Source organism: Flavonifractor sp. An10 (assembly GCF_002161215.1).
Taxonomy (GTDB): domain Bacteria; phylum Bacillota; class Clostridia; order Oscillospirales; family Oscillospiraceae; genus Flavonifractor; species Flavonifractor avistercoris.
On the sequence record NZ_NFMB01000002.1, the window covers coordinates 34,032 to 59,120 of the forward strand.

The 25,089-nt window shown below is 65.9% G+C and carries 25 protein-coding genes; 18 read left to right on the plus strand and 7 right to left on the minus strand.

Annotated elements, in window-relative coordinates; genetic code table 11:
• Window position 1: 1 nt before the first annotated feature.
• From B5E42_RS02920 to pyrE, 5 genes are all read right to left on the minus strand, one after another.
• The gene (locus B5E42_RS02920; RefSeq protein WP_087236682.1) at window positions 2-388 is read right to left on the minus strand and encodes an MmcQ/YjbR family DNA-binding protein; all 387 of its coding nucleotides are present in this window, start codon (window positions 386-388) and stop codon (window positions 2-4) included.
• Window positions 381-878 carry a transposase gene (locus B5E42_RS02925; RefSeq protein ID WP_087236683.1) on the minus strand — a complete coding sequence of 166 codons (498 nt, stop codon included), beginning with the start codon at window positions 876-878 and terminating at the stop codon, window positions 381-383. The genes B5E42_RS02920 and B5E42_RS02925 overlap by 8 nt, the downstream gene beginning before the upstream one ends.
• Before the next feature lie 7 nt (window positions 879-885).
• Complete coding sequence (gene uvrB / locus B5E42_RS02930; RefSeq protein WP_087236684.1) at window positions 886-2,847, minus strand: excinuclease ABC subunit UvrB; 1,962 nt, start codon at window positions 2,845-2,847, stop codon at window positions 886-888.
• A gap of 266 nt (window positions 2,848-3,113) precedes the next feature.
• Window positions 3,114-3,788, minus strand: coding sequence for a DNA repair protein RadC (gene radC, locus B5E42_RS02935; RefSeq protein WP_087236685.1), 675 nt, complete (start codon window positions 3,786-3,788; stop codon window positions 3,114-3,116).
• 261 nt (window positions 3,789-4,049) lie between these two features.
• Window positions 4,050-4,724 (minus strand): orotate phosphoribosyltransferase, encoded by a 675-nt coding sequence (pyrE, locus tag B5E42_RS02940; RefSeq protein ID WP_087236686.1) that lies wholly within the window; start codon window positions 4,722-4,724, stop codon window positions 4,050-4,052.
• 203 nt (window positions 4,725-4,927) lie between these two features.
• Between pyrE and B5E42_RS02945 the strand changes: the two genes are divergently transcribed.
• The 7 genes from B5E42_RS02945 to B5E42_RS02970 all read left to right on the plus strand — a co-directional run bounded on the left by B5E42_RS02945 (window position 4,928) and on the right by B5E42_RS02970 (window position 11,439).
• Window positions 4,928-5,419: a small multi-drug export protein gene (locus tag B5E42_RS02945; RefSeq protein WP_242967000.1), complete on the plus strand. Its 492-nt coding sequence runs from the start codon at window positions 4,928-4,930 to the stop codon at window positions 5,417-5,419.
• 49 nt (window positions 5,420-5,468) lie between these two features.
• A complete protein-coding gene (locus B5E42_RS02950; protein ID WP_087236687.1) occupies window positions 5,469-5,807 on the plus strand; it encodes a hypothetical protein in 339 nt (112 codons plus the stop codon).
• 98 nt (window positions 5,808-5,905) lie between these two features.
• Complete coding sequence (locus tag B5E42_RS02955) at window positions 5,906-8,122, plus strand: ATP-dependent RecD-like DNA helicase (RefSeq protein ID WP_087236688.1); 2,217 nt, start codon at window positions 5,906-5,908, stop codon at window positions 8,120-8,122.
• 889 nt (window positions 8,123-9,011) lie between these two features.
• Window positions 9,012-9,188 carry a hypothetical protein gene (locus tag B5E42_RS19280; protein WP_191379670.1) on the plus strand — a complete coding sequence of 59 codons (177 nt, stop codon included), beginning with the start codon at window positions 9,012-9,014 and terminating at the stop codon, window positions 9,186-9,188.
• Window positions 9,185-9,853 carry a ComF family protein gene (locus B5E42_RS02960; RefSeq protein WP_087236689.1) on the plus strand — a complete coding sequence of 223 codons (669 nt, stop codon included), beginning with the start codon at window positions 9,185-9,187 and terminating at the stop codon, window positions 9,851-9,853. Before B5E42_RS19280 ends, B5E42_RS02960 begins: the two co-directional genes overlap by 4 nt.
• 127 nt (window positions 9,854-9,980) lie before the next feature.
• The gene (gene mreB / locus B5E42_RS02965; RefSeq protein ID WP_007494905.1) at window positions 9,981-11,003 is read left to right on the plus strand and encodes a rod shape-determining protein MreB; all 1,023 of its coding nucleotides are present in this window, start codon (window positions 9,981-9,983) and stop codon (window positions 11,001-11,003) included.
• Between the two features lie 133 nt (window positions 11,004-11,136).
• Window positions 11,137-11,439 carry a hypothetical protein gene (locus B5E42_RS02970; protein WP_087236690.1) on the plus strand — a complete coding sequence of 101 codons (303 nt, stop codon included), beginning with the start codon at window positions 11,137-11,139 and terminating at the stop codon, window positions 11,437-11,439.
• Window positions 11,440-11,527: 88 nt separating this feature from the next.
• Here the strand turns inward: B5E42_RS02970 and murC are convergent, their stop codons facing one another.
• Window positions 11,528-12,901, minus strand: coding sequence for a UDP-N-acetylmuramate--L-alanine ligase (murC, locus tag B5E42_RS02975; protein WP_087236691.1), 1,374 nt, complete (start codon window positions 12,899-12,901; stop codon window positions 11,528-11,530).
• 120 nt (window positions 12,902-13,021) lie between these two features.
• Between murC and B5E42_RS02980 the strand changes: the two genes are divergently transcribed.
• The 10 genes from B5E42_RS02980 (at window position 13,022) to B5E42_RS03025 (ending at window position 21,885) form a co-directional block, all read left to right on the plus strand.
• A complete protein-coding gene (locus B5E42_RS02980; protein WP_242967001.1) occupies window positions 13,022-14,440 on the plus strand; it encodes a hypothetical protein in 1,419 nt (472 codons plus the stop codon).
• Window positions 14,441-14,680: 240 nt separating this feature from the next.
• On the plus strand, window positions 14,681-14,962 hold the full coding sequence (locus B5E42_RS02985) for a YabP/YqfC family sporulation protein (protein ID WP_087236692.1): 282 nt from the start codon (window positions 14,681-14,683) through the stop codon (window positions 14,960-14,962).
• A gap of 12 nt (window positions 14,963-14,974) precedes the next feature.
• Window positions 14,975-16,213 (plus strand): sporulation protein YqfD, encoded by a 1,239-nt coding sequence (locus B5E42_RS02990; RefSeq protein WP_087236693.1) that lies wholly within the window; start codon window positions 14,975-14,977, stop codon window positions 16,211-16,213.
• Window positions 16,210-17,196 carry a PhoH family protein gene (locus tag B5E42_RS02995; RefSeq protein ID WP_087236694.1) on the plus strand — a complete coding sequence of 329 codons (987 nt, stop codon included), beginning with the start codon at window positions 16,210-16,212 and terminating at the stop codon, window positions 17,194-17,196. The genes B5E42_RS02990 and B5E42_RS02995 overlap by 4 nt, the downstream gene beginning before the upstream one ends.
• Window positions 17,193-17,675, plus strand: coding sequence for a hypothetical protein (locus B5E42_RS03000; protein ID WP_087236695.1), 483 nt, complete (start codon window positions 17,193-17,195; stop codon window positions 17,673-17,675). The genes B5E42_RS02995 and B5E42_RS03000 overlap by 4 nt, the downstream gene beginning before the upstream one ends.
• A complete protein-coding gene (ybeY, locus tag B5E42_RS03005; protein WP_087236696.1) occupies window positions 17,672-18,181 on the plus strand; it encodes an rRNA maturation RNase YbeY in 510 nt (169 codons plus the stop codon). The genes B5E42_RS03000 and ybeY overlap by 4 nt, the downstream gene beginning before the upstream one ends.
• Window positions 18,174-18,389, plus strand: coding sequence for a hypothetical protein (locus tag B5E42_RS03010; RefSeq protein ID WP_087236697.1), 216 nt, complete (start codon window positions 18,174-18,176; stop codon window positions 18,387-18,389). Before ybeY ends, B5E42_RS03010 begins: the two co-directional genes overlap by 8 nt.
• 775 nt (window positions 18,390-19,164) lie before the next feature.
• Window positions 19,165-20,058, plus strand: coding sequence for a GTPase Era (era, locus tag B5E42_RS03015; RefSeq protein WP_087236698.1), 894 nt, complete (start codon window positions 19,165-19,167; stop codon window positions 20,056-20,058).
• A 211-nt stretch (window positions 20,059-20,269) separates the two neighbouring features.
• Complete coding sequence (gene recO, locus B5E42_RS03020; RefSeq protein WP_087236699.1) at window positions 20,270-21,022, plus strand: DNA repair protein RecO; 753 nt, start codon at window positions 20,270-20,272, stop codon at window positions 21,020-21,022.
• A 2-nt stretch (window positions 21,023-21,024) separates the two neighbouring features.
• Window positions 21,025-21,885: a PhzF family phenazine biosynthesis protein gene (locus B5E42_RS03025; protein WP_242967002.1), complete on the plus strand. Its 861-nt coding sequence runs from the start codon at window positions 21,025-21,027 to the stop codon at window positions 21,883-21,885.
• Window positions 21,886-21,938: 53 nt separating this feature from the next.
• Here the strand turns inward: B5E42_RS03025 and B5E42_RS03030 are convergent, their stop codons facing one another.
• Window positions 21,939-22,496 (minus strand): hypothetical protein, encoded by a 558-nt coding sequence (locus B5E42_RS03030; RefSeq protein WP_087236701.1) that lies wholly within the window; start codon window positions 22,494-22,496, stop codon window positions 21,939-21,941.
• A 95-nt stretch (window positions 22,497-22,591) separates the two neighbouring features.
• Between B5E42_RS03030 and B5E42_RS03035 the strand changes: the two genes are divergently transcribed.
• Entirely contained in the window at window positions 22,592-24,964 is a 2,373-nt protein-coding gene (locus B5E42_RS03035; RefSeq protein WP_087236702.1) for an endonuclease MutS2, read from the plus strand.
• Window positions 24,965-25,089 lie beyond the last annotated feature (125 nt).

Below are 25,089 nucleotides of genomic sequence, written 5' to 3' on the forward strand. Positions count from 1 at the left end.
ATCAGATAACCTCTTTCTTCGTGCCCAGCTCCCGCTGGACGTATTTGGGCAGCTTTTCCACCACCAGCCGGTGGGAGAGCGCGCACAAGTCCCGCAGCACCTGGTCGGGCAGTTCCCCGTCCAGCAGCACCGCGATCCAGGTGCGCTTGTCGCAGTAAAAGCCGGGGAGGATCTCGGGGTACTGCTCCCGCAGGCCCTCCGTCAGCCGGGGGTCGCATTTCAGGTTCACCAGGGGATGGCCGCCGTAGACCTTGTATTTTGAGTCTGGCGTGCACAGGGCAGCGAAGTGCCTGCCGCGCACGGTGTAGCGGTGCCAGTTCCACTCCTCCTTGTAGCCGTGCTCCGCCCCGGGCAGGGCCCGCAGCCAGCCGTCCAGCCAGTCATACATAGTAGCAGTCCTCCCGCCATTTCAGTGGATTGGTGTCAATGTAATCCCATACGCGCAGATAATCCGCCTCATTGCGGATCACATGGTCGTGAAAAGTAGATTGCCACAGATTTGTTCCGGCATTTTGGTTGGTAAACCGCTTCAGGGCGGCAATCATGCGGGAAACCTGCTGCGTGGGGCGCGACGACCCCGGCGCGCCCGGTTCCGGGGTGTCAATCGAGAGCAGCAGGTGAACATGATTGGGCATGATGACAAAATGATGGAGCGTCACATTTGGATAGGCCACGGAAAGTGTGTTCAGGAAAGAGTGCAGGGAACGGCCATAGGCGGTGAGGACAACAGAGGGCGCGCCGGGGTCGTCGCGCCCCACGATTTGAGAGAGAATGCACCGGCGCTCCCTCGTGCAGAAGGTCAAAAAATAGCAGCCGGCGGAGCCATAATCCCAATGGGGCAGCCGGCCAGGGCGGCCCTTTTTTGTGTCAGATTTCAACAGCCCCTCACCCCTGCCCCCGCAGCTCGATGATGCGGTCGCGGAGGACGGCGGCGTACTCGAACTCCAGCCGCTTGGAAGCCTCCCGCATCTCCTTCTCCAGCTTGGCGATGGCGGCCTCCTTCTCCTTTTTGGACAGGTTCTTGGCGGAGTGGGGCAGCTCGTCCTTCTCCTCGGACAGGTCGATCACATCCCGCACCGACTTGATGACCGTCTTGGGCACGATGCCGTGCTCCTTGTTGAAGGCATCCTGCTTGGCGCGCCTCCGCTCGGTCTCGTCGATGGCCCGGCGCATGGAGGGGGTGATGGCGTCGGCGTACATGACCACCATGCCCTGGGCGTTTCGCGCGGCCCGGCCGATGGTCTGGATAAGGGAGGTCTCGGAGCGGAGGAAGCCCTCCTTATCCGCGTCCAGGATGGCCACCAGGGACACCTCGGGCAGATCCAGGCCCTCCCGGAGCAGGTTGATGCCCACCAGCACGTCGAAGGTGCCCAGGCGGAGATCCCGGATGATCTCCATGCGCTCGATGGTGTCGATGTCGTGGTGCATGTAGCGCACCTTGATGCCCGCGTTGGTCAGGTAGGCGGTGAGATCCTCCGCCATCTTCTTGGTGAGGGTGGTGACCAGCACCCGCTCCCCACGCTGGGTGCGGGTGTTGATCTCCCCGATGAGGTCGTCGATCTGCCCCTCCACCGGCCGCACCTCGATCTTGGGATCCAGCAGGCCGGTGGGGCGGATCACCTGCTCCACGATCTGGCCCGACCGCTCCCGCTCATAGTCGCCGGGGGTGGCGGAGACGTAGATCACCTGGTTGAGCCGCTTCTGGAACTCCTCAAACTTCAGGGGCCGGTTGTCAAAGGCGCAGGGCAGGCGGAAGCCGTAGTCCACCAGGGTGGTCTTGCGGGCCCGGTCGCCGTTGTACATGGCCCGCACCTGGGGGAGGGTGACGTGGCTCTCGTCGATGAACAGCAGGAAGTCCTTGGGGAAGAAGTCCAGCAGGGTGTGGGGGGGCGAGCCGGCGGGCCGGCCCTCGATCACCCTGGAGTAGTTCTCAATGCCGGAGCAGTAGCCCAGCTCCTGCATCATCTCCACGTCGTACATGGTGCGCTGCTTGAGGCGCTGGGCCTCCACCAGCATGTTGTTGGCCTGGAAGTAGGCCACCCGCTCCTCCAGCTCCTTATAGATCTCCTGGATGGCGGCGTCCATCTTCTCCTTGGGGGTGACGTAGTGGGTGGCGGGCCAGATGGGGATGGTGTCCAGCCGGCGGATGGTGCTGCCGGTGACCACGTTGATCTCACTGATGCGGTCGATCTCGTCCCCGAAAAACTCCACCCGGATGGCGTGATCCTTCCAGTAGGCGGGGAAGATCTCCACCGTGTCCCCCCGCACCCGGAACATATTGCGCTCAAAGGCGATGTCGTTGCGCTCGTAGCGGATGGCCACCAGCTTTTTCAGCAGCTCGTCCCGCTCCATGGTGCTCCCCACCCGCAGGGAGACCATCATCTTGGCAAAGTCCTCCGGCTCGCCCAGACCGTAGATGCAGGACACTGAGGACACCACGATCACGTCCCGCCGCTCCATCAGGGAGGCGGTGGCCGCCAGCCGCAGCCGGTCGATCTCCTCGTTCACCGCCGAGTCCTTCTCGATGAAGGTGTCGGTGTGGGGGATATAGGCCTCGGGCTGGTAGTAGTCGTAGTAGGAGACGAAGTACTCCACCGCGTTGTTGGGGAAGAACTCCTTGAACTCGGCGCACAGCTGGGCGGCCAGGGTCTTGTTGTGGGCCAGCACCAGGGTGGGCCGCTGGACGGCCTCGATCACCTTGGCCATGGTGAAGGTCTTGCCCGAGCCGGTGACCCCCAGCAGGGTCTGCTCGTCCAGGCCGTTCTCCACCCCCGCCGCCAGGGCGGCGATGGCCTCCGGCTGGTCGCCGGCCGGCTGATATTCGCTGACGACTTCAAATTTGGGCATACCCTCACCTCGTAAGATGATAATACCAAAACATATGTTCGATTGCAACCCCTTGAAAAGATCTGGGACGGAATCGTCTACAAGCGCCTCGAAGAGTTCCGACGCCCGCAGGCGGCGGAAACAAATTAGAACCCGTCATTTCCGGCGACATGTGCGTCGGAAATGACACTTCTCATGGCGGAGGGGACGACTATTTCCTGAGAAATCGAGCCCCCTCCGCCATGCAAACTCCCTCGAATCAGTGGCAAAGCCACTGATTCGACGTTTTATGGCCGGTAAAACCCGCTGTCCCGGAGGGACACCATGTCGTCATCCACGAAGATCAGATGATCCACCAGCTCCACGCCCAGGCGGGCCAGGAGCGGGGCCAGGCTGTCGGTGGTGGCCACGTCGTCCTCCGAGGGGAAGGCGATGCCGGAGACGTGGTTGTGGGCCAGCACCACCGCCGCGGCATTGAGGGAGAGGGCGGCCTCCGCCACCAGCCGGGTGGTGATGGACACGGTGTTGACGTTGCCCTCCCCCAGCTTCCGGATGCCCAGCACCTTGCCCTTGCCGTCCAGGCACAAAAGGCACAGCTGCTCGTTCCGCGCCCCGAAGAAGTAGGGCCGCAGCAGGGCGTAGTAGTCCCGGCTGTTCCGGGCGATGTCGTCCACCCGGGTGCGGGCGGTGAGGTAGCGTCCGGCCAGCTCCTTGACCGTCTTGAAGAGCACCGCCCCGTGCTCCCCCATGCCCCTGACCTTGCACAGCTCCTCGGGCGTGGCGTCCAGCACCCCGGACAGGGAGCCGAAGCGATCCAGCAGCTCGTGGGCCAGGGGATTGGTGTCGCTGCGGGGGTTGGCGTAGAACAGCAGCAGCTCCAGCAGCTTGTGATCCGGGAAGGAGTCCGGCCGGGCCAGAAATTCAGTTTTCATACGCTGGCGGTGGCCGTCGTGGGTGCCCATAAACCGCTCCCTCCCATTCATCGTGTTCCAGCCTGTCCCGGTAGGGCGGGGGCTTGCCCCCGCCGCGCCGCCCATAGAGTCCACGATCCGGCGGGAGCAAGCTCCCGCCCTACTGCCTGGCTCCGTACTGCTCCAGACACCCCTCCATCCAACACGCGGACTTTTCCTGCGGGAAAAATATGCGCTTCGCGCGCCGCGTGTTCCGGGGGGAATCGATTCCCCCCGGAAGCCCCCCACGCTCTCCGAGGGGGACGGGGGGGTTTATTTTTTGGCCCCGTACTGCTCCAGATAGGCCTCCATTTTCGCCTTCATCCCATCGTCGATATACACACTGCCGTCGATCTCCCGGTTGTGGAGGAAGGAGATGATCTCCCGGACGGTGACGATGGGGTAGACGGCGATGCCGTAGTCCTCCCGCAGCTCGTCCAGGGTGGAGCACTCCCGGGTGCCACGCTCCATCCGGTCAACGGAGACGATGAGGGCCTTCATATTCACCTTGGCCACGTGCTTGAAGAGCTCGATGGTCTCCCGCACGGCGGTGCCGGCGGTGACCACGTCCTCCACGATCACCACGCTGTCCCCATCCTGGGGCTTGTAGCCCACCATGGTTCCCCCCTCACCGTGATCCTTGGCCTCCTTGCGGTTGAAGCAGTAAGGGAGATCCCGGTCGTAGTTGCGGTACAGGGAGGCGGCGGCGGACACCGCCAGGGGGATGCCCTTGTAGGCGGGCCCGAACAGGCAGTCCACCCCGTCGGGCAGGTTGTGCTGGATGCAGGCGGCGTAGTAGTCGCCCAGCTTGGCGGCCTGGGCGCCGGTCTTGTAGTTGCCGGTGTTGATGAAGTAGGGGGTCTTGCGGCCGGACTTTGTGGTGAAGTCGCCGAAGGTGAGCACGCCGGCGCGCACCATGAAGGTGATGAATTCCTCCTGATAGGTCATGATCTGAAACCTCGCTTCCTTCAAAATGTCAAATCGTATTATTATACCACGCCGGGGCACGGGGGACAAGGGCGGAGCCGGGGAGAAAAATTCCCTTTTTCATCAAAAAAGAATACCCTTCCTTTCCCCAATATGGTACAATGTCAGCAATGCCCCTCGGCGGGGAACTGCCTGCGGAGTGACGGCGGAAAGGAGCTTTCAGGTTGGAACTGTTTGATTGGCTGACCTCCACCACGTGGGGGGAGAGCCTGCTGACCATGCTGGTGTCCATGGTGCCGGTGATCGAGCTGCGGGGCGGCGTGCCCTTCGGCACCGCTCTGGGCCTGGCCCCCCTCCACGCCCTGGTGGTGTGCATCATCGGCAATATGATCCCCATCCCCTTTATCATTGTCTATATCCGCCGCATTTTTCTGTGGATGCGCCGGAAATCCCCCAGGCTCAACGGCCTTGTGGACAGACTGGAGAAGAAGGCCCACCTGAAGGGCCAGAAGGTGACCAAGTATAAGTATATCGGACTTTGGCTCTTCGTGGCCATCCCCCTGCCGGGCACGGGGGCGTGGACGGGGGCGCTGATCGCCGCCCTGCTGGACATGCCGCTGCGCAAGGCGGTGCCCTCCATCTTCCTGGGGGTGGTGACCGCCGGGCTGATCATGACCCTGGCCACCGGCACGGTGGTGGCCATTTTCGCCCCCTGAGGGGCCGTTTCCCGCCGCCGGGCATAGAATGGCCCGGAGGTGAGCGGAATTGAACGCGATCTGGCAAGTGCTCCTGGCCCTGCTGGCCGTGGTGGGTCTGCTGGCCCTGGGGTGGCTGCTCTTTGGAAAGCTGGTGACCCCGGTGGGGGGCGGCGGAGGCGGTCCGGTGTACGCCGTGGTGCCCGCCGCCGGAGACGGGGAACACCTGGAGCAGGATGTGAAGGGCCTGCTGTGGCTCCGGGGCGGGGAGCTGGCCCGCTTCACTATTGTCATCGCCGACAGCGGCCTCAACGACACCGGCCGCCGGGTGGCCGCCGCCCTGCTCACCGGGAGCCGGGGGATGGTGCTCTGTCCCATGGAACAGCTGGAGACCTACCTGAGAACCTGAAAAAAGTCCGCCTCGGGCGGACTTTTTTCAGGCTTGGATTCGACAAACGGCGCAGAAGATGGTAAGATAGAGAGAATGAGACGGGAGGGAGAGCGGCCATGCAGGAGGCGGAGCGGAGCTTGATCGAGGGCACCGTGGAGAGCGTGATCTACCAGAACCAGGAGAACGGCTACACGGTGCTGCGGCTGGACGGCGGGGAAGGGCAGACCCTGACGGTGGTGGGCTGCATGCCCGGCGTGGCCCCCGGCGAGAGCATCGCGGTGGAGGGCACATGGACTCGCCACACCTCCTACGGGGAGCAGTTCAAGGCCGAGGCGGTGGAGCGCCGCACCCCGGCGGGCACCAAGGCCATCTTCGACTATCTCTCCTCCGGCGCGGTGAAGGGCATCGGCGCCGCCACCGCCAGGCGCATGGTGGAGGAGTTCGGGGAGGAGACCCTGACGGTGCTGGAGGAGTACCCGGAGCGGCTCACCCAGATCCGGGGCATCACCCGCAAGAAGGCCCTGGCCATGGGGGAGAACTTCCGCCTCCAGATGGGCATGCGCCGCCTGCTGGAGTTTTTGGGGGAGCATGAGGTGCCCCTCCAGCTGGCCATGCCCTTGTACCGCAAGTACGGCGACCGGGCCCTGGAGATCATCCGGGGCAACCCCTACCTGCTGGTGGACGGGGAGCTGGGGGTGGAGTTCTCCACCGCCGACAAGCTGGCCCTGTCCATGGGCATGGAGGGGGACGACCCCCAGCGCATCGAGGCCGGGCTGCTCTTCGAGCTGGCCCACAACCTGGACAACGGCCACGCCTTTCTGCCCCGGCGCAAGCTGCTTCCGGCCACGGCCCAGCTCATCGAGCTGGAGGGGGAGACGGAGGCCCTGGAGGACGCCCTGGAGGCCCTGCTGGAGCGGGGCGAGGTGATCCAGGAGACGGTGGCCAATGAGGAGGCGGTATACCTCCACGACCTCTACGAGGCGGAGCAGTACGTGGCCTTCCGCCTGTCCGAGATGGCTCGGGGGGAGCAGGTGCCCCCCGCCGGGCTGGACGGGCTCATCGACCGCATCCAGGCCGAGCAGGGCATCGTCTACGCCCCCCAGCAGCGCCAGGCGGTGGAGCTGGCCGCCGCCAGCCAGGTGATGCTCCTCACCGGCGGCCCCGGCACCGGCAAGACCACCTCCCTGCGGGGGGTGCTGGCCCTCTTTGACCAGCTGGGGCTGGAGACCGCCCTGGCCGCCCCCACCGGCCGGGCCGCCAAGCGGCTGGGGGAGCTGTGCGGCATGGAGGCCGCCACCATCCACCGCCTGCTGGAGACCCAGTACGACCCCCGCTCCGGCCGACTGGTGTTCGCACGCGATGAGGACGATCCCCTCCGGGCCGACGCGGTGATCGTGGACGAGACCTCCATGGTGGACATCCTCCTCATGCGGGGGCTGCTCTCCGCCCTGCGGCCGGAGTGCCGCCTGATCCTGGTGGGGGATCCGGATCAGCTGCCCAGCGTGGGGCCGGGCAACCTGTTCTCCGACCTGATCCGCAGCGGGGTCGTGCCCATGGTGCGCCTCACGGAGATCTTCCGCCAGGCCGCCGAGAGCGCCATCGTCCGCAATGCCCACGGGGTCAACCGGGGGGAGTTGCCCGACCTGCGGGACAACAAGCACGACTTCTTCTTTCTCCGCCGGAAGGATCCCGCCCGGGCGGCGGAGACCATCGTGGAGCTGGTGCAGACCCGCCTGCCCAACAACATGGGCATCCCGCCGGAGCAGATCCAGGTGCTCTCCCCCACCCGCAAGCGGGTGACGGGCACCGCCGCCCTCAACCGGGCCATCCAGGAGGCGGTGAATCCCCCCGCCCCCGACCGGCCGGAGCGCCGCTTCGGGGAGTACGTGTTCCGCCAGGGCGACCGGGTCATGCAGGTGCGCAACAACTACGACGTGATCTGGAAGGACGGCCTCACCACCGGCATGGGGGTGTTCAACGGGGACATCGGCCGGATCGTGGAGGTGGACAACCGCTCCGAGCTCATCACCGTGGACTTTGAGGGCCGCCTGGTGGAGTATACCCCCGACATGCTGGGGGAGCTGGAGCCGGCCTACGCCATCACCGTCCACAAGGCCCAGGGCAGCGAGTATCGGGCGGTGATCCTGTCGGTCAGCGACGGGGCTCCCGTGCTCCTCACCCGGGGGGTGCTCTACACCGCCATCACCCGCGCCCGGGAGCTTTTGATCCTGGTGGGCGACGAGGACGTGGTGGCCCGCATGACCGCCAACGACCGCCAGCAGCGCCGCTACTCCGGCCTGCGCTGGCGGCTGGTGCAGATCGCCAACTCGTAGGGGCGACCTGTGGTCGCGCGTTGTCCGCCGGGATGCCCCCGGGGGCGGGCCTACCCGGCCGGGGCCCCGCTTTTGGTGTCAAAAGCGGGGGGAAAACCAGCAGGGCGGGGGATTTCGATTTCCCCCGCCCTGCACCCACCCCTTAAAACGACCAAGAAGGGGAATTGCGATTCCCCCTTCTTGGAACTTCCCCCGAGCTGTTCTACAGGCAGCTTTCCGGCCGAGGGGGCTTACGCTGTAACGCCCCCTCGGCTCGGGGCGGGCGACCACAGGTCGCCCCTACAGTAGGGCGCGGCATCCTTGACGCGCTGTTTCCAAGCCACCATAAACACCACGGTATTTCAGCGGCATGGCACCGGCGGCGGCCCGGCGGGCCAAGTTGGTACAGCGCAGCAACTTTCAGGGCTTGCAAGGTAATCCCGATGCGTGCCGCCCGAGGCGCGGCAGCGCCTGCAACAAAATCGCCAGGAAAACGGGCGGCAATGCACGCCCGGCCTCTGCCCTGTCCGTACAGCCCACCGCCGCCATGAACCCCCGTACTGGGGGGCCCAGGGTGGGCGAAGCCCCCCGGCCCTTCTTTTCCCCTATTTCTTCGGGAAGAAATAGGGGCGCCCGCCGCGCAGGCGCGCCCCGCGGGGGGGGGGTACCCCGGCGCGAGAACGAGGAACCCCTCATCCGTCATTTGCTCCGCAAATGCCACCTTCCCCCCAAAAGGGGGGAAGGCTTCGGGCGGATGATATCCGCCCCTACAGAGCATGGTAGCTGCCAGCCAGCCTCAGATTATCAAAGGGGGTGAGAATATTTCTTGCCGTAAAAATGCACTAAAAATAAACTAAGATTAGGACACACAGGATATGCTTTGTTTACCGACAAGCAGGGGGCAGAGCATATGGAAAAGACGAATCATCTCAGTATCCGTACAGACAAGGAGCTCCACGACAAGTTTAAGTATGTAGCGGCGTATGAGGGACGCTCCATGAGCGGGCAGATTCTATACTTGATCCAGAGCTGCATCCGCGAGTTTGAAAAGGAGCACGGCCCCATACAGCTTGAGGAAGAGCCATGAGCGGGCCGGTGAGCTGGCTGCTGGATCTGCTCTTCCCGCCCAAGTGCGTATTCTGCGGGAAGGTGCTCTCCGGCGGTGAGCGGGGCTTCTGCGCCCGCTGTCAGAAGGAGCTGCCCTGGCTGACGGGGGAGGCGGCGGAGCAGACGGGGGAATTTTTCTCCCTGTGCGCCTCGCCCCTGGCCTATCGGGATCAGGTGCGGGACTCCATCCGCCGCTACAAGTTCAAGGGGCGGCAGGGCTACCACAAGACCTACGGCCGCCTGGTGGCCCAGTGCGTCCACGACCACCTGGCGGGGCGCTATGACCTCATCACCTGGGTGCCCCTGTCGGACAAGCGGAAGAAGGAGCGGGGGTATGACCAGGCCTTCCTGCTCTCCAGCGCCGCGGCGCTGGAGCTGGACGACGTGGCGGTGGAGACCCTGCGCAAGGGCCGCAACACTCAGGCCCAGTCCGGCCTGGACGACGACGCGGCCCGCCGGGCCAACGTGCTGGGGGCCTATACCATTGTGGATCCCGAGCTGGTGGAGGGGAAGCGGGTGCTCCTCATTGACGACGTGATCACCACCGGCTCCACCATCTCCGAATGTGCCCGCGTGCTGCGCTCCGCCGGGGCCGCCGACGTGGTGTGCGCCACTCTGGCCCGGGCGCGGGGAGAAAAGACATAAAATTTGTGAAAAATGGCGTGGAAAATGCCGTTGAAATAGGTCTGATACTTAGGTATAATATAGGGGATTATTCATGAGATTTTGGGACAAAATAAAGCGAAAGCTATCAAGACTTCGAGGTGCGGGTATGTTCAGTAAAGACATTGGAATCGACCTGGGTACGGCTTCGATCCTGGTTTACGTAAAAGGCAAGGGCGTGGTGCTGCGGGAGCCCTCCGTGGTGGCCATCGACAAGAATACGGGCAAGCTGCTGAAGGTGGGCACCGAGGCCCAGCAGATGCTGGGGCGCACCCCCGGCAACATCGTGGCCATCCGTCCCCTGCGGGAGGGTGTCATCTCCGACTACGACATGACCGAGCGGATGCTCAAGGAGTTCATCCGCAAGGTGACCTCCTTCCGTCTCTTCAAGCCCCGCATCGTCATCTGCGTCCCCTCCGGCATCACCGAGGTGGAGGAGCGCGCCGTCATCGACGCGGGCATCCAGGCCGGCGCCCGGCGGGTGTACCTGATTGAGGAGCCCGTGGCCGCCGCCATCGGCGCGGGCATCGACATCGCCAAGCCCGACGGCCACATGATCGTGGACATCGGCGGCGGCACCACCGATATCGCTGTCATCTCCCTGTCCGGCATCGTGGAGTCCACCTCCATCAAGATCGCCGGCGACCAGTTTGACGAGGCCATCGTGAAGTACATACGGCGCAAGCACAATGTACTCATCGGTGAGCGTACCGCGGAAGAGCTGAAGATGCAGATCGGCTGCGTGTTCCCCCGGCCGGAGGAGCAGACCGTGGAGATCAAGGGCCGCTGCCTGATGACCGGCCTGCCCCGGGTGTTCTCCGTGTCCTCCAGCGAGATGATCGAGGCCTTCGAGGAGGTCTCCACCCGTATCCTGGAGGCCATCCACGGCGTGCTGGAGCGCACCCCCCCGGAGCTGGTGGCCGACATCTCCACCAACGGCATCTGCATGACCGGCGGCGGCTCCCTGGTCTGGGGCTTCGACAAGCTCATCGAGTCCCACACCGGCATCGAGACCCACGTGGCCGACGACGCCATCTCCTGCGTGGCCTACGGCACCGGCAAGAGCCTGGACGACGTGGACTCCATGCAGGACGGCACCATCAACCTGTCCCGCCGCAAGCAGATGAACTGAATGAGAGACGAAACACCCCCGTGCGCCGTACTGCGGCGCCCGGGGGTGTCTGCTTGTGATGCCGGGACTTGAAAACCAATCGGATTTATGATATGGTTGGAAAAAAGCGGAGGGCGCAGTCTGGAGGCGAAACATGGATTTCTCCAAATTCTGGATTCCGTTTCTGGCATCAGCGGTCATTATTCTCCTGCGGAACTACTTTCCCAAAACCTGGGAGAGGCTCTACGTCCCGTTTCTGGTGGTGGGCAGCGTGCTGACCCTGCTGCTGGTCTGCTTGATGCTGGGTGCCGCCTATGTGATGGTGTTTCACAGAACCTTTTCCGCCGGGAAAAAGATCCTGTACTGCCTTGTTGACGCGGCGATGGTCGGCTTTCTTGTCTGGCTCGACATTGCCGGTTGGAAAAAGTGGAGGCGGGAGCACGGAGAAAAGAAGTGAGCGTTTTCCACAGTGCGGTGATAACAAAGAGGAAGCGGTCAGTGACAAACACTGACCGCTTCCTGCTGTTCAGAAAAGATACAGAGGCTCAGCTCTCCCGCACCAGGGCCTCGCCCACGGTGAAGATGTCTCCGGCCCCCACGGTGAGAATCAGATCCCCGGGCCGGGCCAGCTCCTTGAGGCGCTCGGTCACCTCGGGCAGGGTGGCGCAGTACTCGCTGCCGGGAATCTGCTCCGCCAGATCCCTGGAGGAGATGCCGATGTCATTGACCTCCCGGGCGGCGAAGATCTCCGCCAGGATGGTGATGTCCGGCTCCTTCAGCACCCGCACGAAGTCGTCGAACAGGGCCTTGGTGCGGGTGTAGGTGTGGGGCTGGAAGGCGCAGATGATCCGCTCATACCCCAGGGTGCGGGCGGCGGACAGCAGGGCCTGGAGCTCCCCGGGGTGGTGGGCGTAGTCGTCGTACACCTCCGCCCCGTGGTAGGTGCCCTTGTGCTCGAACCGGCGGCCGGCGCCCCGGAAGGCGGCCAGGCCGTCGCGCACCGCCTGGGGCTCCACCGCCAGGGCGATGGCGGCCGCTGCGGCGGCCAGGGCGTTTTTCACGTTGTGCTCGCCGGGCACCCGCAGGGAGACGTGGGTAAAGACCTCCCCCCGGTAGATCACGTCGAAGGAGGGCAGGCCCTTCTCCCAGGTCAGGTTGGCAGCGTGGACGTCGCCCTGCTCCAGGCCGAAGGTGAGGATGGGCCGGGCCTCCCCCTCCAAAGTGTGCATGGTGTTGGCGTCGTCGGCGTTGGCCACGATCAGGCCGTTCTCCGGCACCCGGTCGGCGAAGGCCCGGAAGGAGTGCTCCACGTCCTCCAGATCCTTGAAGAAGTCCAGGTGGTCGGCCTCGATGTTGAGGATCACCGCCACGGTGGGGAAAAAGGACAGGAAGGAGTTGCAGTACTCGCAGCTCTCCAGGATGATGGTGTCCCCGTGGCCCACCCGGTAGCCGGAGCCCAGCAGGGGCAGGGTGCCGCCGATCATGACGGTGGGATCCATCTGGGCGGCCATGATGATGTGGGTGCACATGGAGGTGGTGGTGGTCTTGCCGTGGGTGCCCGAGATGCACAGGGCGTTCTTGTACCCCCGCATGATGGAGCCCCAGGCCTGGGCCCGCTCAAAGACGGGGATGCCCTGGGCGTGGGCGGCGGCGATCTCGGGGTTGGAGTCGTGGACGGCGGCGGTGCGGATCACCAGCTCCGCCCCCTGAATGTTCTCGGCCCGGTGGCCGATGGCCACGGGGATGCCCAGGGAGCGCAGGTGCTCCACCGTGGCGCTGTTGCGCATGTCGGAGCCGGTGATCACCATGCCCGCCTTGTGGAGCACCTCGGCCAGGGGGGACATGGACACCCCGCCGATGCCCACCAGGTGGGCCCGGCGGCCGGGGGCGATGTAATCGTGAATGTCGGCGCTTGCCATGGGGTTTACACACCCTTCACAGTAGATTATAATGCAGGAGGAATTGCAGGTATTATATTATATACCATTATAGGCGAATGGCAAGCACAAAATACCAAAAAGAGCCGGGAGGCGGAGAAAATGATGGGAAAGGACGGCTCCTTCGTGCGGTGGACGCCCCACCCGCGGACAGAGAGGATGTACGATCTGGACAAGGTGGAGTTCCGGGATGACGGCTTGGTGTTCACCATGCTCCAGGACGACGACTGGCGTCATGACCACCGGCTGCGCCTCACCTGGATCTGGGGGACGGTGATCAGTTACCAGGTCAGCGAGGAGACCTACCGGGAGGACTGCTGGTGCCAGCCGGGGGAGGAGCCCTGGAGCTTCTTCGTCAGCGACGCCTCCCCCTGGCTGGAGGAGTACCGGGCCAACAGCACTCTCCTGCTGGAGGGCACCCGCCACTACCTGCTGAAGGGCACCAACCTGATCGCCGATGTGCTGGCCTCTGAGCCGCCCCGGGTGGAGCGGCTGGAGGGCGGCCTGCCCACGGTGGACTGGCCCATCCCCGCCGGGGTGCGGCAATGCCTGGAGACCCTGGATCGGGAGCTTTACTACGCCTACCCGGTGGGGGGCTGCGTGCGGGATCTCCTGCTGGGCCGGACGCCGGGGGACTGGGATGTGTGTACCGACGCCAGGCCGGAGCGGGTGATGGAGCTCTTTCCCCGCACGGTGCCCACCGGCCTGAAGCACGGCACGGTCACGGTGCTGACGGAGGACGGGCCGGTGGAGGTGACCACCTTCCGCCGGGAGGGGGGCTACGCCGACGGCCGCCACCCGGACGAAGTGGACTTCGACGCCACCCTGGCGGAGGATCTGGCCCGGCGGGACTTCACCGTCAACGCCATGGCCCTGGATGAGCGCGGCATGGTGATCGACCTGTACGGCGGACAGCTGGATCTGTTCCGCAGGCTGATCCGCTGCGTGGGCGACCCGGACACCCGCTTTGCCGAGGACGCCCTGCGGATGCTGCGGGCGGTGCGCTTCGCCGCCCAGCTGGGCTTTTCCATCGAGGAGGGCACCCTGGCTGCCATCAAGCGCAATGCCCGCCGGGCGGAAAACCTGTCCGGGGAGCGGATCAAGGCGGAGCTGGAGAAGATCCTTCTCTCTCCCCGGCCGGAAAAAGCCGTGGATGCCCTGAGGCTGGGCCTGCTCTCCCACCTGGGGGGGAGCCCGGACTGCCCCGACCTGTCCCCCCTGCGGGATGTGCCCGCCGCCCCCATCCCCCGGTGGCGGGAATTCTGCCGCCTCACCGGCTTCCCCATCACAGCCCTGCCGGTGGAGCGCTCCCTCCGCCGGGGGGTGCTCCACCCGGAGGCGGAGGCGGTGCGGGAGCTGGCGATCTCCGGCGGGGAGCTGGCCGCCCTGGGGCTGGAGGGGGAGGCTATCGGGGCCATGCAGCGCCGCCTGGCGGCCCACATCCTGGCCCACCCGGAGGACAACACCCGGGAAAAGCTGCTGGCCCTTGTGAGCGGGGGACAGAGCACGGAAACCCCGTAGGGGCGGCGGGGGCAAGCTCCCGCCCTACAGAGAGGCACACCGTCCCTACGGAGCGTACCAGGGACGCGCGCAGGCAGGCCCAGCGCCAATTTACCGGGCCCTGTAGGGGCGACCTGTGGTCGCCCGCGGGCGGTCGCAGACCGCCCCTACAAAAATGCTCCGGTGTTGCCTTCATTTTCCCCGGGACAGGCAAGATCGTCCCCCCTCTCTCATAAGCATGGAGGACGAGGGGGGACTGCCATGGATCGGAGCGGAAAAAAGGAGGGCCTACTGGAAAAGACGGCGGAGGTGTTCGACCTGCCCGGAGACGTGGTGGCGGGCCTGCCCCGCATCGAGCTGACGGGCAGCCGGGAGCTGCGGATGGAGAACCACAAGGGGATTCTCTCCTACGGCGACGACGAGATCCACATATCCGGCGGAAAGCTGGTGGTGAAGGTGCGGGGGGCGGGGCTGGAGCTGAAGAGCATGAACGCCAGCCAGCTATTGATCACCGGCGCCATCCGGGCCGTGGAGCTGGAATAGGGGGGCGGGGCGATGCTGAAGCGGCTGATCAACGTCCTGCGGGGGAGCGTCCGGCTGGAGGTGACGGGGGCCTTTCCCGAGCGGCTCCTCAACCTGTGCGCCCAGAAGGGGATCCAGTTCTGGAACGTGGAGTGGCTGGAGCCCACCCGCCTCCGCCTCACTGTCACCCGGCAGGGCAGCGGCCCGGCCCGCAGGCTGGGGGAGAAGGTGCAGTGCACCGTCACCCCGGAGGGGCGGTCGGGGGTGCCCTTTTTCCTGGCCCGGTTCCGGCGGCGGTACGCCCTGCTGGTGGGGCTGGCCCTGTCCCTGACGGCGGTGTGCGTGCTGTCCCAGTTCATTCTCACCGTGGAGGTGGAGGGCAACCAGAGCGTCACCACGGCGGAGATCCTCACCGAGCTGCGGCGGCAGGGGCTGGGCGTGGGGGCCTACGGCCCCGGCCTGGACGCCGACGAGGTGGGGCGGCGGGCGCTGATGAACCTGCCGGGGCTGTCCTGGCTGTCGGTCAACCTCCACGGCACCCGGGCGGAGGTGCTGGTGCGGGAGGCGGTGGAGACCCCGGAGTCCGTGGACGGGACGGAGCTGGGGGACATCGTGGCCCGGGCCTCGGGGATCATCACCGGCATCGACGCCCTGTCCGGCGAGGCCCGCTTCGCCGTGGGGGACACGGTGGTGGAGGGGGATGTGCTCATCTCCGGCTCGGTGATCCTGGACGCCCCTATGTACAGCGAGCGGGAGAACCTGGGCACCATGGAGGTGCGGGCCCAGGGGCAGGTGTACGCCCGCACCTGGCGCACCCTCACCGCCGCCCTCCCCCTGGAGGCCCCGGTGAAGGCCTACACCGGGGAGGAGCACAGCCGCTGGGCCCTGACCCTGTTCGGCCGGCGGATCGATTTTTTCGGAAAGAGTGGAATTTCCTTCCCGGAGTATGATAAAATAAGCCGTACCTGGACATTGACGCTGCCGGGCGGCCGGGAGATGCCCCTGGCCCTCACCCGGGAGACCTGCCGGGCCTACACCCTGGAGAGCGCCCCCGTGGAGACGGAGGCGGCCCGGGCCCTGCTGGAGGAGGAGCTGCTGGCGGCCCTCCGGGAGAGCGTGGGGGAGGGGGAGATTCTGAACGCCTCCTTTGCCGCCGCGGAGCGGGACGGCCTGCTCACGGTCACCCTCCAGGCCGAGTGCACCGAGGAGATCGGGCGGTTTGTGCCCAGAGAACATGCAGACTTTACACAGGAAAACGAGGCCGATTCATGATCGAACAGAGCATCAACGTGGAACGTATTGAGGACGCCATTGACATCTTCGGCTCCTTTGACGAGAACATCAAGCTCATTGAGCGGGAGCTGGGCGTCACGGTGGTCAACCGGGACTCTGAGCTGAAAATCTCCGGCGAGGCGGAGAACGTGCTCTACGCCGTCAAGGCCGTCCAGGGCCTGCTCAACCTGGCGGGCCGCAAGGAGACCATCACCGAGCAGAACGTGCGCTACATCATCAACCTGGTGAAGGCGGGCAACGAGGAGCACATCGGCGACATCGCCCGGGATGTGCTGTGCGTCACCGCCAAGGGCAAGCCCATCAAGGCCAAGACCCTGGGCCAGAAGCGGTATGTGGACGCCATCAAGAAGAACACCATCACCCTGGGCATCGGCCCGGCGGGCACCGGCAAGACCTATCTGGCGGTGGCCGCCGCCGTGGCCGCCTTCCGGGACAAGCAGGTCAACCGCATCATCCTCACCCGCCCGGCGGTGGAGGCGGGGGAGCGGCTGGGCTTCCTGCCCGGCGACCTCCAGTCCAAGGTGGATCCCTACCTGCGGCCCCTGTACGACGCCCTCTTTGAGATGCTGGGGGCGGAGACCTACAACAAGTACCTGGAGCGGGGCAACATCGAGGTGGCCCCCCTGGCCTACATGCGGGGCCGCACCCTGGACGACTCCTTCATCATCCTGGACGAGGCCCAGAACACCTCCCGGGAGCAGATGAAGATGTTCCTCACCCGCCTGGGCTTCGGCTCCAAGATCGTCATCACCGGCGACATCACCCAGATCGACCTGCCCCGGGACACCATGTCCGGCCTGAAGGAGGCCATGCGGGTGCTGGACGGGGTGGAGGACATCGCCATCTGCAAGCTGGGCGAGGCCGACGTGGTGCGCCATGTGATTGTCCAGCGCATCATCAGGGCCTATGAGGCCGACGAGGCCCGCCGGGCCAAAAAGGAGAACCGGGAGGCGCGCAAGTGACGGAATTCGCTTGGCACGGCTACACCGTGGAGGTGGACGAGCCCGCCACCCGGGCCTGGTACGCCCAGGCCGGGGGCTGGAGCTGTACCTGCGGCCACTGCCGGAATTTTCTGGCGTTGGCGAAAGAGCGGCGGCTGCCGGAGGAGCTTCTGAACATCCTGGACGGGCTGGGTATCCCGCCGGAGAAGGCCACCTACGTCTGCGAGCTCTACCACGACGAGAGCTGGCAGGAGAAGGGGCTGCTCTATCAGCTCTGCTGGCGCGTTGCCGGAAAGATCACGGGCAGGCCCGCCGGGGCGGACGACGGCCCCACCTGGGGCCCCCGGGTGGAATTTCCCTGGGGCGGGCTGGAGCTGGGGCATGAGACCTTTCCAGTGGAAAATGAATTTCCCGCGCCCCACTTTGACCTGGGGTGTGACATGTTCCTGCCCTGGGTGCTGGACGAGCCCATTGACGGCCCGGAGGAGGAGAGAAAATGAACCACGAAATTCTCATCGAGACCGAGGTGGACGGGGCGGAGCCCTACGCCGCGCTGCTGCGGCGGGTGATCCCCGCTGCCCTGGAGGCGGAGGGGGTGCCCTTCCCCTGCGAGGTGGACGTGCTGTTCACCGACGACGAGGGCATCCAGGCCATCAACAGGGAGCAGCGGGACGTAGACCGGCCCACCGACGTGCTGAGCTTCCCCATGTTCAACCTGACCCCCGGCGCGCCGCCCACCCTGGACGACGTGGAGGCGGATCCCGGCACCGGCCTGGTGCCCCTGGGGGACATGGTGCTCTCCCTGGAGCGGGCCCAGGCCCAGGGGGCGGAGTACGGCCACGGAGCGGAGCGGGAGGCGGCCTATCTGGCCGTCCACTCGGTGCTCCACCTGCTGGGCTACGACCACCTGGACGAGGGGCCCATGAAGGCCCAGATGCGGGCCCGGGAGGAGGCCATCCTGAACGGGCTGGGCATCACCCGGGGGGAGGAGACCGGCCGTGCATAACCTGTGGCGCTATGTGATCGGCGGTGGGGCCATCTCCGTGGCTGCCTGCGTGGTGCTGGTCATGGTGCTGGAGAGCCTGCCGGGCTTAGATGGAGATGGGCTGAAGCTGCTGGTGACCGGCCTGCTGTTCGCCCTGCCCGGCATCGTGATAGGCTGTGCCATCTGGCTGTATGAGTCTCTGAAAGGCGGAGACGGGCCGGAATCGTAGGGCGCGGCATCCCTGACGCACCGCCCGTTCCCCTGTTCGTAGGGCGGGGGCTTGCCCCCGCCGTCATTTACCGGGCCCACCGGGGGACGGGTCTGCCCGGCACGGTATGTCAACTGCCCGGCCCGTAGGGGCGGATATCATCCGCCCGCATCCGCAGGGGCGACCTGTGGTCGCCCGCCATTTGCTGGGGAATCCCCCGGGGACGCGCCCAATGGGGCCCCCGCGGCGACCCAACGGAGTGGTCGTCGTGGGGAGAGGAGGCCCAGCGGAGGGAATGAGCTTTCGGGCCTGCCCGGAAGCGAACGAACCGCAGCTTGGGCCGACGACGGCGCCCCCATTTCTTCCCGAAGAAATGGGGGGAAAGAAGGGCCGGGGGGCTTTCCGCCTTTTCAAAAAGGAGGCTTCGCATGGATTTTCATCGAAGGCGCCCCCGGCGCCTTCGACCCCGGCCCCCCAGTACGGGGGCTCATGGCGGCGGGGGGCTGTACGGACAGGGCAAAGACCGGGCCCGCATTGCCGCAAGTTTTTCAGGCAGTTTCGTCACAGGCGCTGCCGCGCCTTGGGCGGCACGCATCGGGATTACCCCGCAGGCCCTGACAGCCGCCGCGCTGTACCGGCTTGGCCCGCCGGGCCGCCATCGGTGCCATGCCGCTGAATTGCTCCGGTGATTGTGGCAGATGTGCCGACGCCGTAGGGCGGGGGCTTGCCCCCGCCGCCTGCTGCCTCTGTTTGAAAATACCATCATAAAACTGCTCAAGAAAGTTGAGGATTACCTATGGACATCAAGAAATCCGGCATGATCGCCATTGTGGGCCGGCCCAACGTGGGCAAGTCCACCCTGACCAACGCCCTGGTGGGGGAGAAGATCGCCATCGTCACCAACAAGCCCCAGACCACCCGCAACCGCATCTGCGCGGTGGTGAACAAAAACGGCTGCCAGTACGTGTTTCTGGACACGCCGGGCCTGCACAAGGCCCGCACCCGGCTGGGGGACTACATGGTGAAGGTGGTGCGGGAGAGCGTGGCCGACGTGGACGCGGTGCTCCTGCTGGTGGAGCCCATCGACCACATCGGCGGCCCCGAGGCGGAGCTGATCCAGCGCATCAAGAGCCTGCATGTGCCCGCCGTGCTGGTGATCAACAAGATCGACACGGTGGAGAAGGAGAAGCTGCTCTCCGTCATGCAGGTATACGGAGCGGCCCACGACTTCGCCGCCATCCTGCCCATCTCCGCCAAAAACGGTGAAGGGGTGGACGAGCTGCTGGAGCTGCTCTCCCAGTTCCTGCCCGAGGGGCCCCAGCTTTTCCCCGAGGACATGATCACCGACCAGCCGGAGCGGCAGATCTGCGCCGAGATTTTGCGGGAGAAGCTGCTGCTCTGCCTGGACAAGGAGATCCCCCACGGCACCGCCGTGGAGTTGACCCGCTTCTCCGAGCGGGAGGACGGGGTGGTGGAGCTGGACGCCACCATCTACTGCGAGAAGGCCAGCCACAAGGGCATCATCATCGGAAAGGGGGGTGCCATGCTCAAGAAGATCTCCTCCCTGGCCCGCTCGGACATGGAGCGGTTCCTGGACGCCAAGGTGTTCCTCCAGACCTGGGTAAAGGTGAAGGAGAACTGGCGCGACAACTTGAATTTGATCCATAACTTCGGATACCGGGACGAATGAGCGCAAGGCAGGGGTTGCAGGCCAGTTCTCCGCGAGCGGGAGCGAGCTGCGCCTGCGGCGCGCCAAGCGTTTGCGAAGCAAACCTTGCCGCAGGGCGGATTTACTCCGCCCGAGGAAGAGAAGGAAAAGGGTTCCCACAGGATGGGACATCCTGTGGGAGGAACTGGAGGGACAACTTGAATTTGATCCATAACTTCGGATACCGGGACGAATGAGCGGCGCGCACATCAGCACCCAGGGGCTGGTGCTCCGGGAGGTCAACTACAAAGAGGCGGACAAGATTCTCACCGTCCTCACCGCCGAGGGGGGCAGGCGCACCGTCAAGGCCCGGGGCTGCCGCCGGAAGGGGAGCCCTCTGGCCGCCTCGGCCCAGCTGCTGGTCTACTCGGACATGACCCTGTTCGAGTACCGGGATCACTTCACCCTCAACGAGGCGGAATCCCTCCAGCAGTTCTGGCACATGAAGTCCGACGTGGTGAAGCTGAGCCTGGCCTCCTACTTCGCGGAGGTGATGGAGGCCGTGGCGGTGGAGGGGCGGCCCGACCCGGCGGCCCTGTCGCTGATCCTCAACGCCCTGTACGCCCTGGATCAGCTCAACAAGCCCCTGGCCCTGGTAAAGGCGGCCTACGAGCTGCGCCTCATGTGCCTGGCGGGGTATGAGCCCCTGGTGGACGCCTGCGCTGTCTGCGGCGTGTCTGAGCCGGAACAGCCCCGCTTCCACCTGACCGAGGGGGTGCTCCACTGCGCGTCCTGCCGGGTGGGGGAGGGGGACGACCTGCCCCTGACAACCGGGGCGGTGGCCGCCATGCGCCACATCGTCTACGGCAATCCCAAGCGGCTGTTCTCCTTCCAGGCGGACGGGGACAGCCTGGCCCGCCTGGGGCGGGCCTGCGAGCAGTTTCTCACCACACAGCTCGACCGGGGGTTTCGCACCCTGGATTTTTATCATCAATGGGGGAATTGACTATGAAGCTGTACGTCGCGGACGCTTTTACCACCCGGCGCTTTTCCGGCAACCAGGCCGGCGTGGCCCTGCTGGGAGGGGATCCCTTCCCGGAGGAGGGCCTGATGCGCGCCCTGGCCGGGGAATTGAAGCACTCGGAGACCGCCTTTGTGCGGCAGACGGGGGAGAGAGCCTTCCACATCCGCTACTTCACCCCGGCGGAGGAGGTGGATCTCTGCGGCCACGCCACCATCGCTTCCTTCACCGTCCTGCGGGACACTGGGGCCATCGGGCCCGGCGACTACGCCCTCCACACCCGCTCCGGCGATCTCACCATCCAGGTGGGGGCGGACTCGGTGTGGATGGACATGGCGCCCCCCACCGACGGCCGGGGCTTCTCGGAGAAGGAGCAGGCGGAGCTCTACGCCGCCTACGGCCTGTCCCTGGCCGACCGGCCTGACGGCCTGGAGGCCCAGGCGGTGAGCACCGGCCTGCTGGACATTCTCCTGCCCGTGAAGGATCTGGACGCCCTGGAGCGGGCCGTGCAGAACGAGGGGGAGGTCACCCGCCTGTCGGAGCACTACGGCGTGGTGGGCGTCCACATGTTCTGCGCCGGTACGGCGGACGCCACCGCCCACTGCCGCAACTTCGCCCCCCTGTACGCCATCCCGGAGGAGGCCGCCACCGGCACCTCCAACGGGGCCCTGACCTACTACCTGTTCCGCCGGGGCCTGGTGGCCGCCGGGGCGGACAACCGCTTCGTCCAGGGGGAGAAGATGGGCAAGCCCTCGGAGATCCTCAGCCGCCTCACCGAAGCAGAGGGCGGCGTGAAGGTGCAGGTGGGCGGCCGGGCGGTGCTCACCCTGCGGTGTGAGCTGCTGTAAACACCTGCTGAGGGACAGAAAAGCGCCGCGGGTACAGCCCGCGGCGTCGGTTCTCAGGCCACGCCGAACTGCCGGATGATGCCGGTGGCCATGTACTCCCCCATCTCCTGGGCCAGCCGATCCAGCAGCAGGTAGGAGGAGCTGATGGCCCGGTAGTTGCCCAGGAGATCCTGATCCGCGGCCTGGCAGAGCAGATTGGTGTTGTGGGTGAACATGGAGCCCCAAAGGCTGCTCTCCCAGTGGGGGTTGAGCTCCGCCAGCCGCTGGGCGGTGAGGCGGTTGAGCTCCAGCCACTGCTGGCGGATCTGCTCGGCCTGCCGGCGCTGGCGCTGCTTCAGATACTCCAGGTAGGTGTCGTAGTAGTGATAGAGGGGGGAGCCGTCCGCGGCCGCCCCGCTGGTCAGGCTGACGCCGTAGTACCGCTCCATGATCTGGTCGTAGTGGGCGGGCTGGGCCTGGAGCTCTTGGTAGATGCTGTCCGCGTTTTCCGCGTCGAACAGGCGGCTCTGCATATACATGAGGGCCCAGAAGGAGCTGCCCCGCCAGGCGTTGACGCTGGCGTTGAGCAGGATCAGCTGGGCCTCCGTGAAGGTGTAGGAATCAGTTTCCATGGGAATCCCTCCTGCCCCAGCCTACGCGCCGGAGGGCGCATCTGTGCGGCGGGACGGCTCTCCCGAGAAATTTCAAATAGGATGAACAAGACGATATGACCGATTTATTTGAGAAATCCATACAGACCTTAGAGCTGCCCAAGGTGCTGGAGCGCCTGGCGGAGCAGGCGGTGACGGAGGAGGGCAAGGAGCGCTGCCTGGCTCTGCGCCCCCTGACCGACGCCGACGACGTGCAGCGGGCCCTGGACGAGACCAGCGCCGCCGTCCAGATGACCGCCCTGCGGGGCAGTCCCTCCCTGTCCGGCGTCAAGCCGGTTGCCCCCTCCCTCCAGCGGGCCCACATGGGGGGCGCGCTGAACACCCGGGAGCTGCTGGACATCGCCGCCGTGCTGCGGGCGGCCCGCTCCGCCAAGGAGTACGGCGAGGGGGAGGGCGACCGGGCCAAGACCTGCATCGACCACCTGTTCCGCTCCCTGACGGCCAACCGCTTCCTGGAGGAGAAGATCACCGGCTCCATCCTGGGGGAGGACGAGATCGCCGACGCGGCCAGCCCGGAGCTGGCCTCCATCCGGCGGCACATCCGGGCCACCGCCTCCAAGGTGCGGGACATCCTGAACAAGCTGATCTCCTCCAACCAGGCCAAGTACCTCCAGGAGGCCATCATCACCCAGCGCAACGACCGCTTCGTGGTGCCGGTGAAGTCGGAGCACAAGAACGACGTGCCCGGCCTGGTTCACGACGTGTCCTCCTCCGGCTCCACCTTCTTCATCGAGCCCATGGGGGTGGTGAAGGCCAACAACGAGCTGAAGGAGCTCCAGTCCCGGGAGGAGAAGGAGATCGAGCGGATCCTGGCGGAGCTGTCCGCCGACTGCGCCCAGTTCGGGGAGGACATCGCCCAGGACTACCGCCTGCTGATCTTCCTGGACGTGATCTTCGCCAAGGCCCAGCTGTCCTACCGGATGCGCGCCTGCGCGCCCAAAATCGCGGAGAAGGGCCTCTACCTGCGCAAGGCCCGCCACCCCCTGCTGGATCCGGACAAGGCGGTGGCCAACGACCTGATGCTGGGGGAGGACTTCGACACCCTGGTGATCACCGGCCCCAACACCGGCGGCAAGACCGTCACCCTCAAGACCATCGGCCTGCTTACCCTCATGGCCCAGTGCGGCCTCCACATCCCCGTGGGAGACGACAGCCGCGTCAGGGTATTCGACCGGGTGCTGGCCGACGTGGGGGACGAGCAGTCCATCGCCCAGAGCCTGTCCACCTTCTCCTCCCACATGGTGAACATCGTGGGGATCCTGAAAGAGGCGGACGACCGCACCCTGATCCTCTTTGACGAGCTGGGGGCGGGCACCGACCCCATCGAGGGCGCGGCCCTGGCCGCCGCCGTCATCGACAGCGCCCGGGAGATGGGGGCCCTGGTGGCCGCCACCACCCACTACGCCGAGCTGAAGGTGTACGCCATGACCACCCCGGGGGTGGAGAACGCCTCCTGCGAGTTCAACGTGGACTCCCTGGCCCCCACCTACCGGCTCCTTATAGGCATACCCGGCAAGTCCAACGCCTTCGCCATCTCGGAGCGGCTGGGCCTGCCCAAATCCATCATCCAGAAGGCCGCCGCCCGCATCGACGCGGAGAACGTGCGGTTTGAGGACGTGCTCACCCAGCTGGACGAGCAGCGCCACCAGATGGAGAAAGAGAAGGAGGCCGCGGCAAAGCTCCGCCGGGAGATGGAGGAGACCGCCAAGGCCAGCCGGGAGTACAAGGCCCAGCTGGAGGCCCAGCGGGCCAAGGCGGTGGAGAAGGCCCAGGCGGAGGCCCGGGCTATCCTGGACGAGGCCCGGGACACCGCCGAGCAGACCTTCCGGGAGCTGAACGAGATGCGCCGCCGCCAGCGTAAGGAGGAGGACTGGCAGCGGGTCAACGACGAGCGCTCCGCCCTGCTCCACAGCCTCAACCAGGCGGAGGGCAAGCTGGGTCAGCGGCCCCAGGAGCCCGCGCCGCCCCCCACCCGCCCGGCCAGGGCGGGGGACACGGTGGAGCTGGTGAAGATGGGCACCCAGGCCACCGTCCTCAGCGTGAACAAGGACGGCTCCCTCCAGCTCCAGGCCGGCATCCTGAAGATCTCCGCCAAGCAGGACGAGGTTCGGGTGGTGGAGGGGGAGACCCAGAAAGCCGCCAAGAAGGTGGTTCAGCGGGCGGAGCACAAGCTGCGCGCCATGGGGGCCTCTCCGGAGGTGGATCTCCGGGGCATGACGGCGGACGAGGCCATCGGCGCCCTGGATCTCTTCCTGGACAGCGCGGTGCTGGGCAAGCTCAACGAGGTGCGCATCATCCACGGCAAGGGCACCGGCGCGGTGCGCCGCGCGGTGCGGGAGCACCTGAAGCGCAGCCGCTATATCAAGTCCTTCCGCCCCGGCCGCTACGGCGAAGGGGAGGATGGCGTAACCATTGCCGAGCTGCGATAGGACAGCCCCCGTCCCCCGCGGGAGCGCGTGGGGGGCCTCCGGGGGGAATCGATTCCCCCCGGAAGGCGCGGCTCGGAGCGAAGCGACAGGCTTTCCGCAGAAAGCCTCCGCGCCGTGAGGATGGC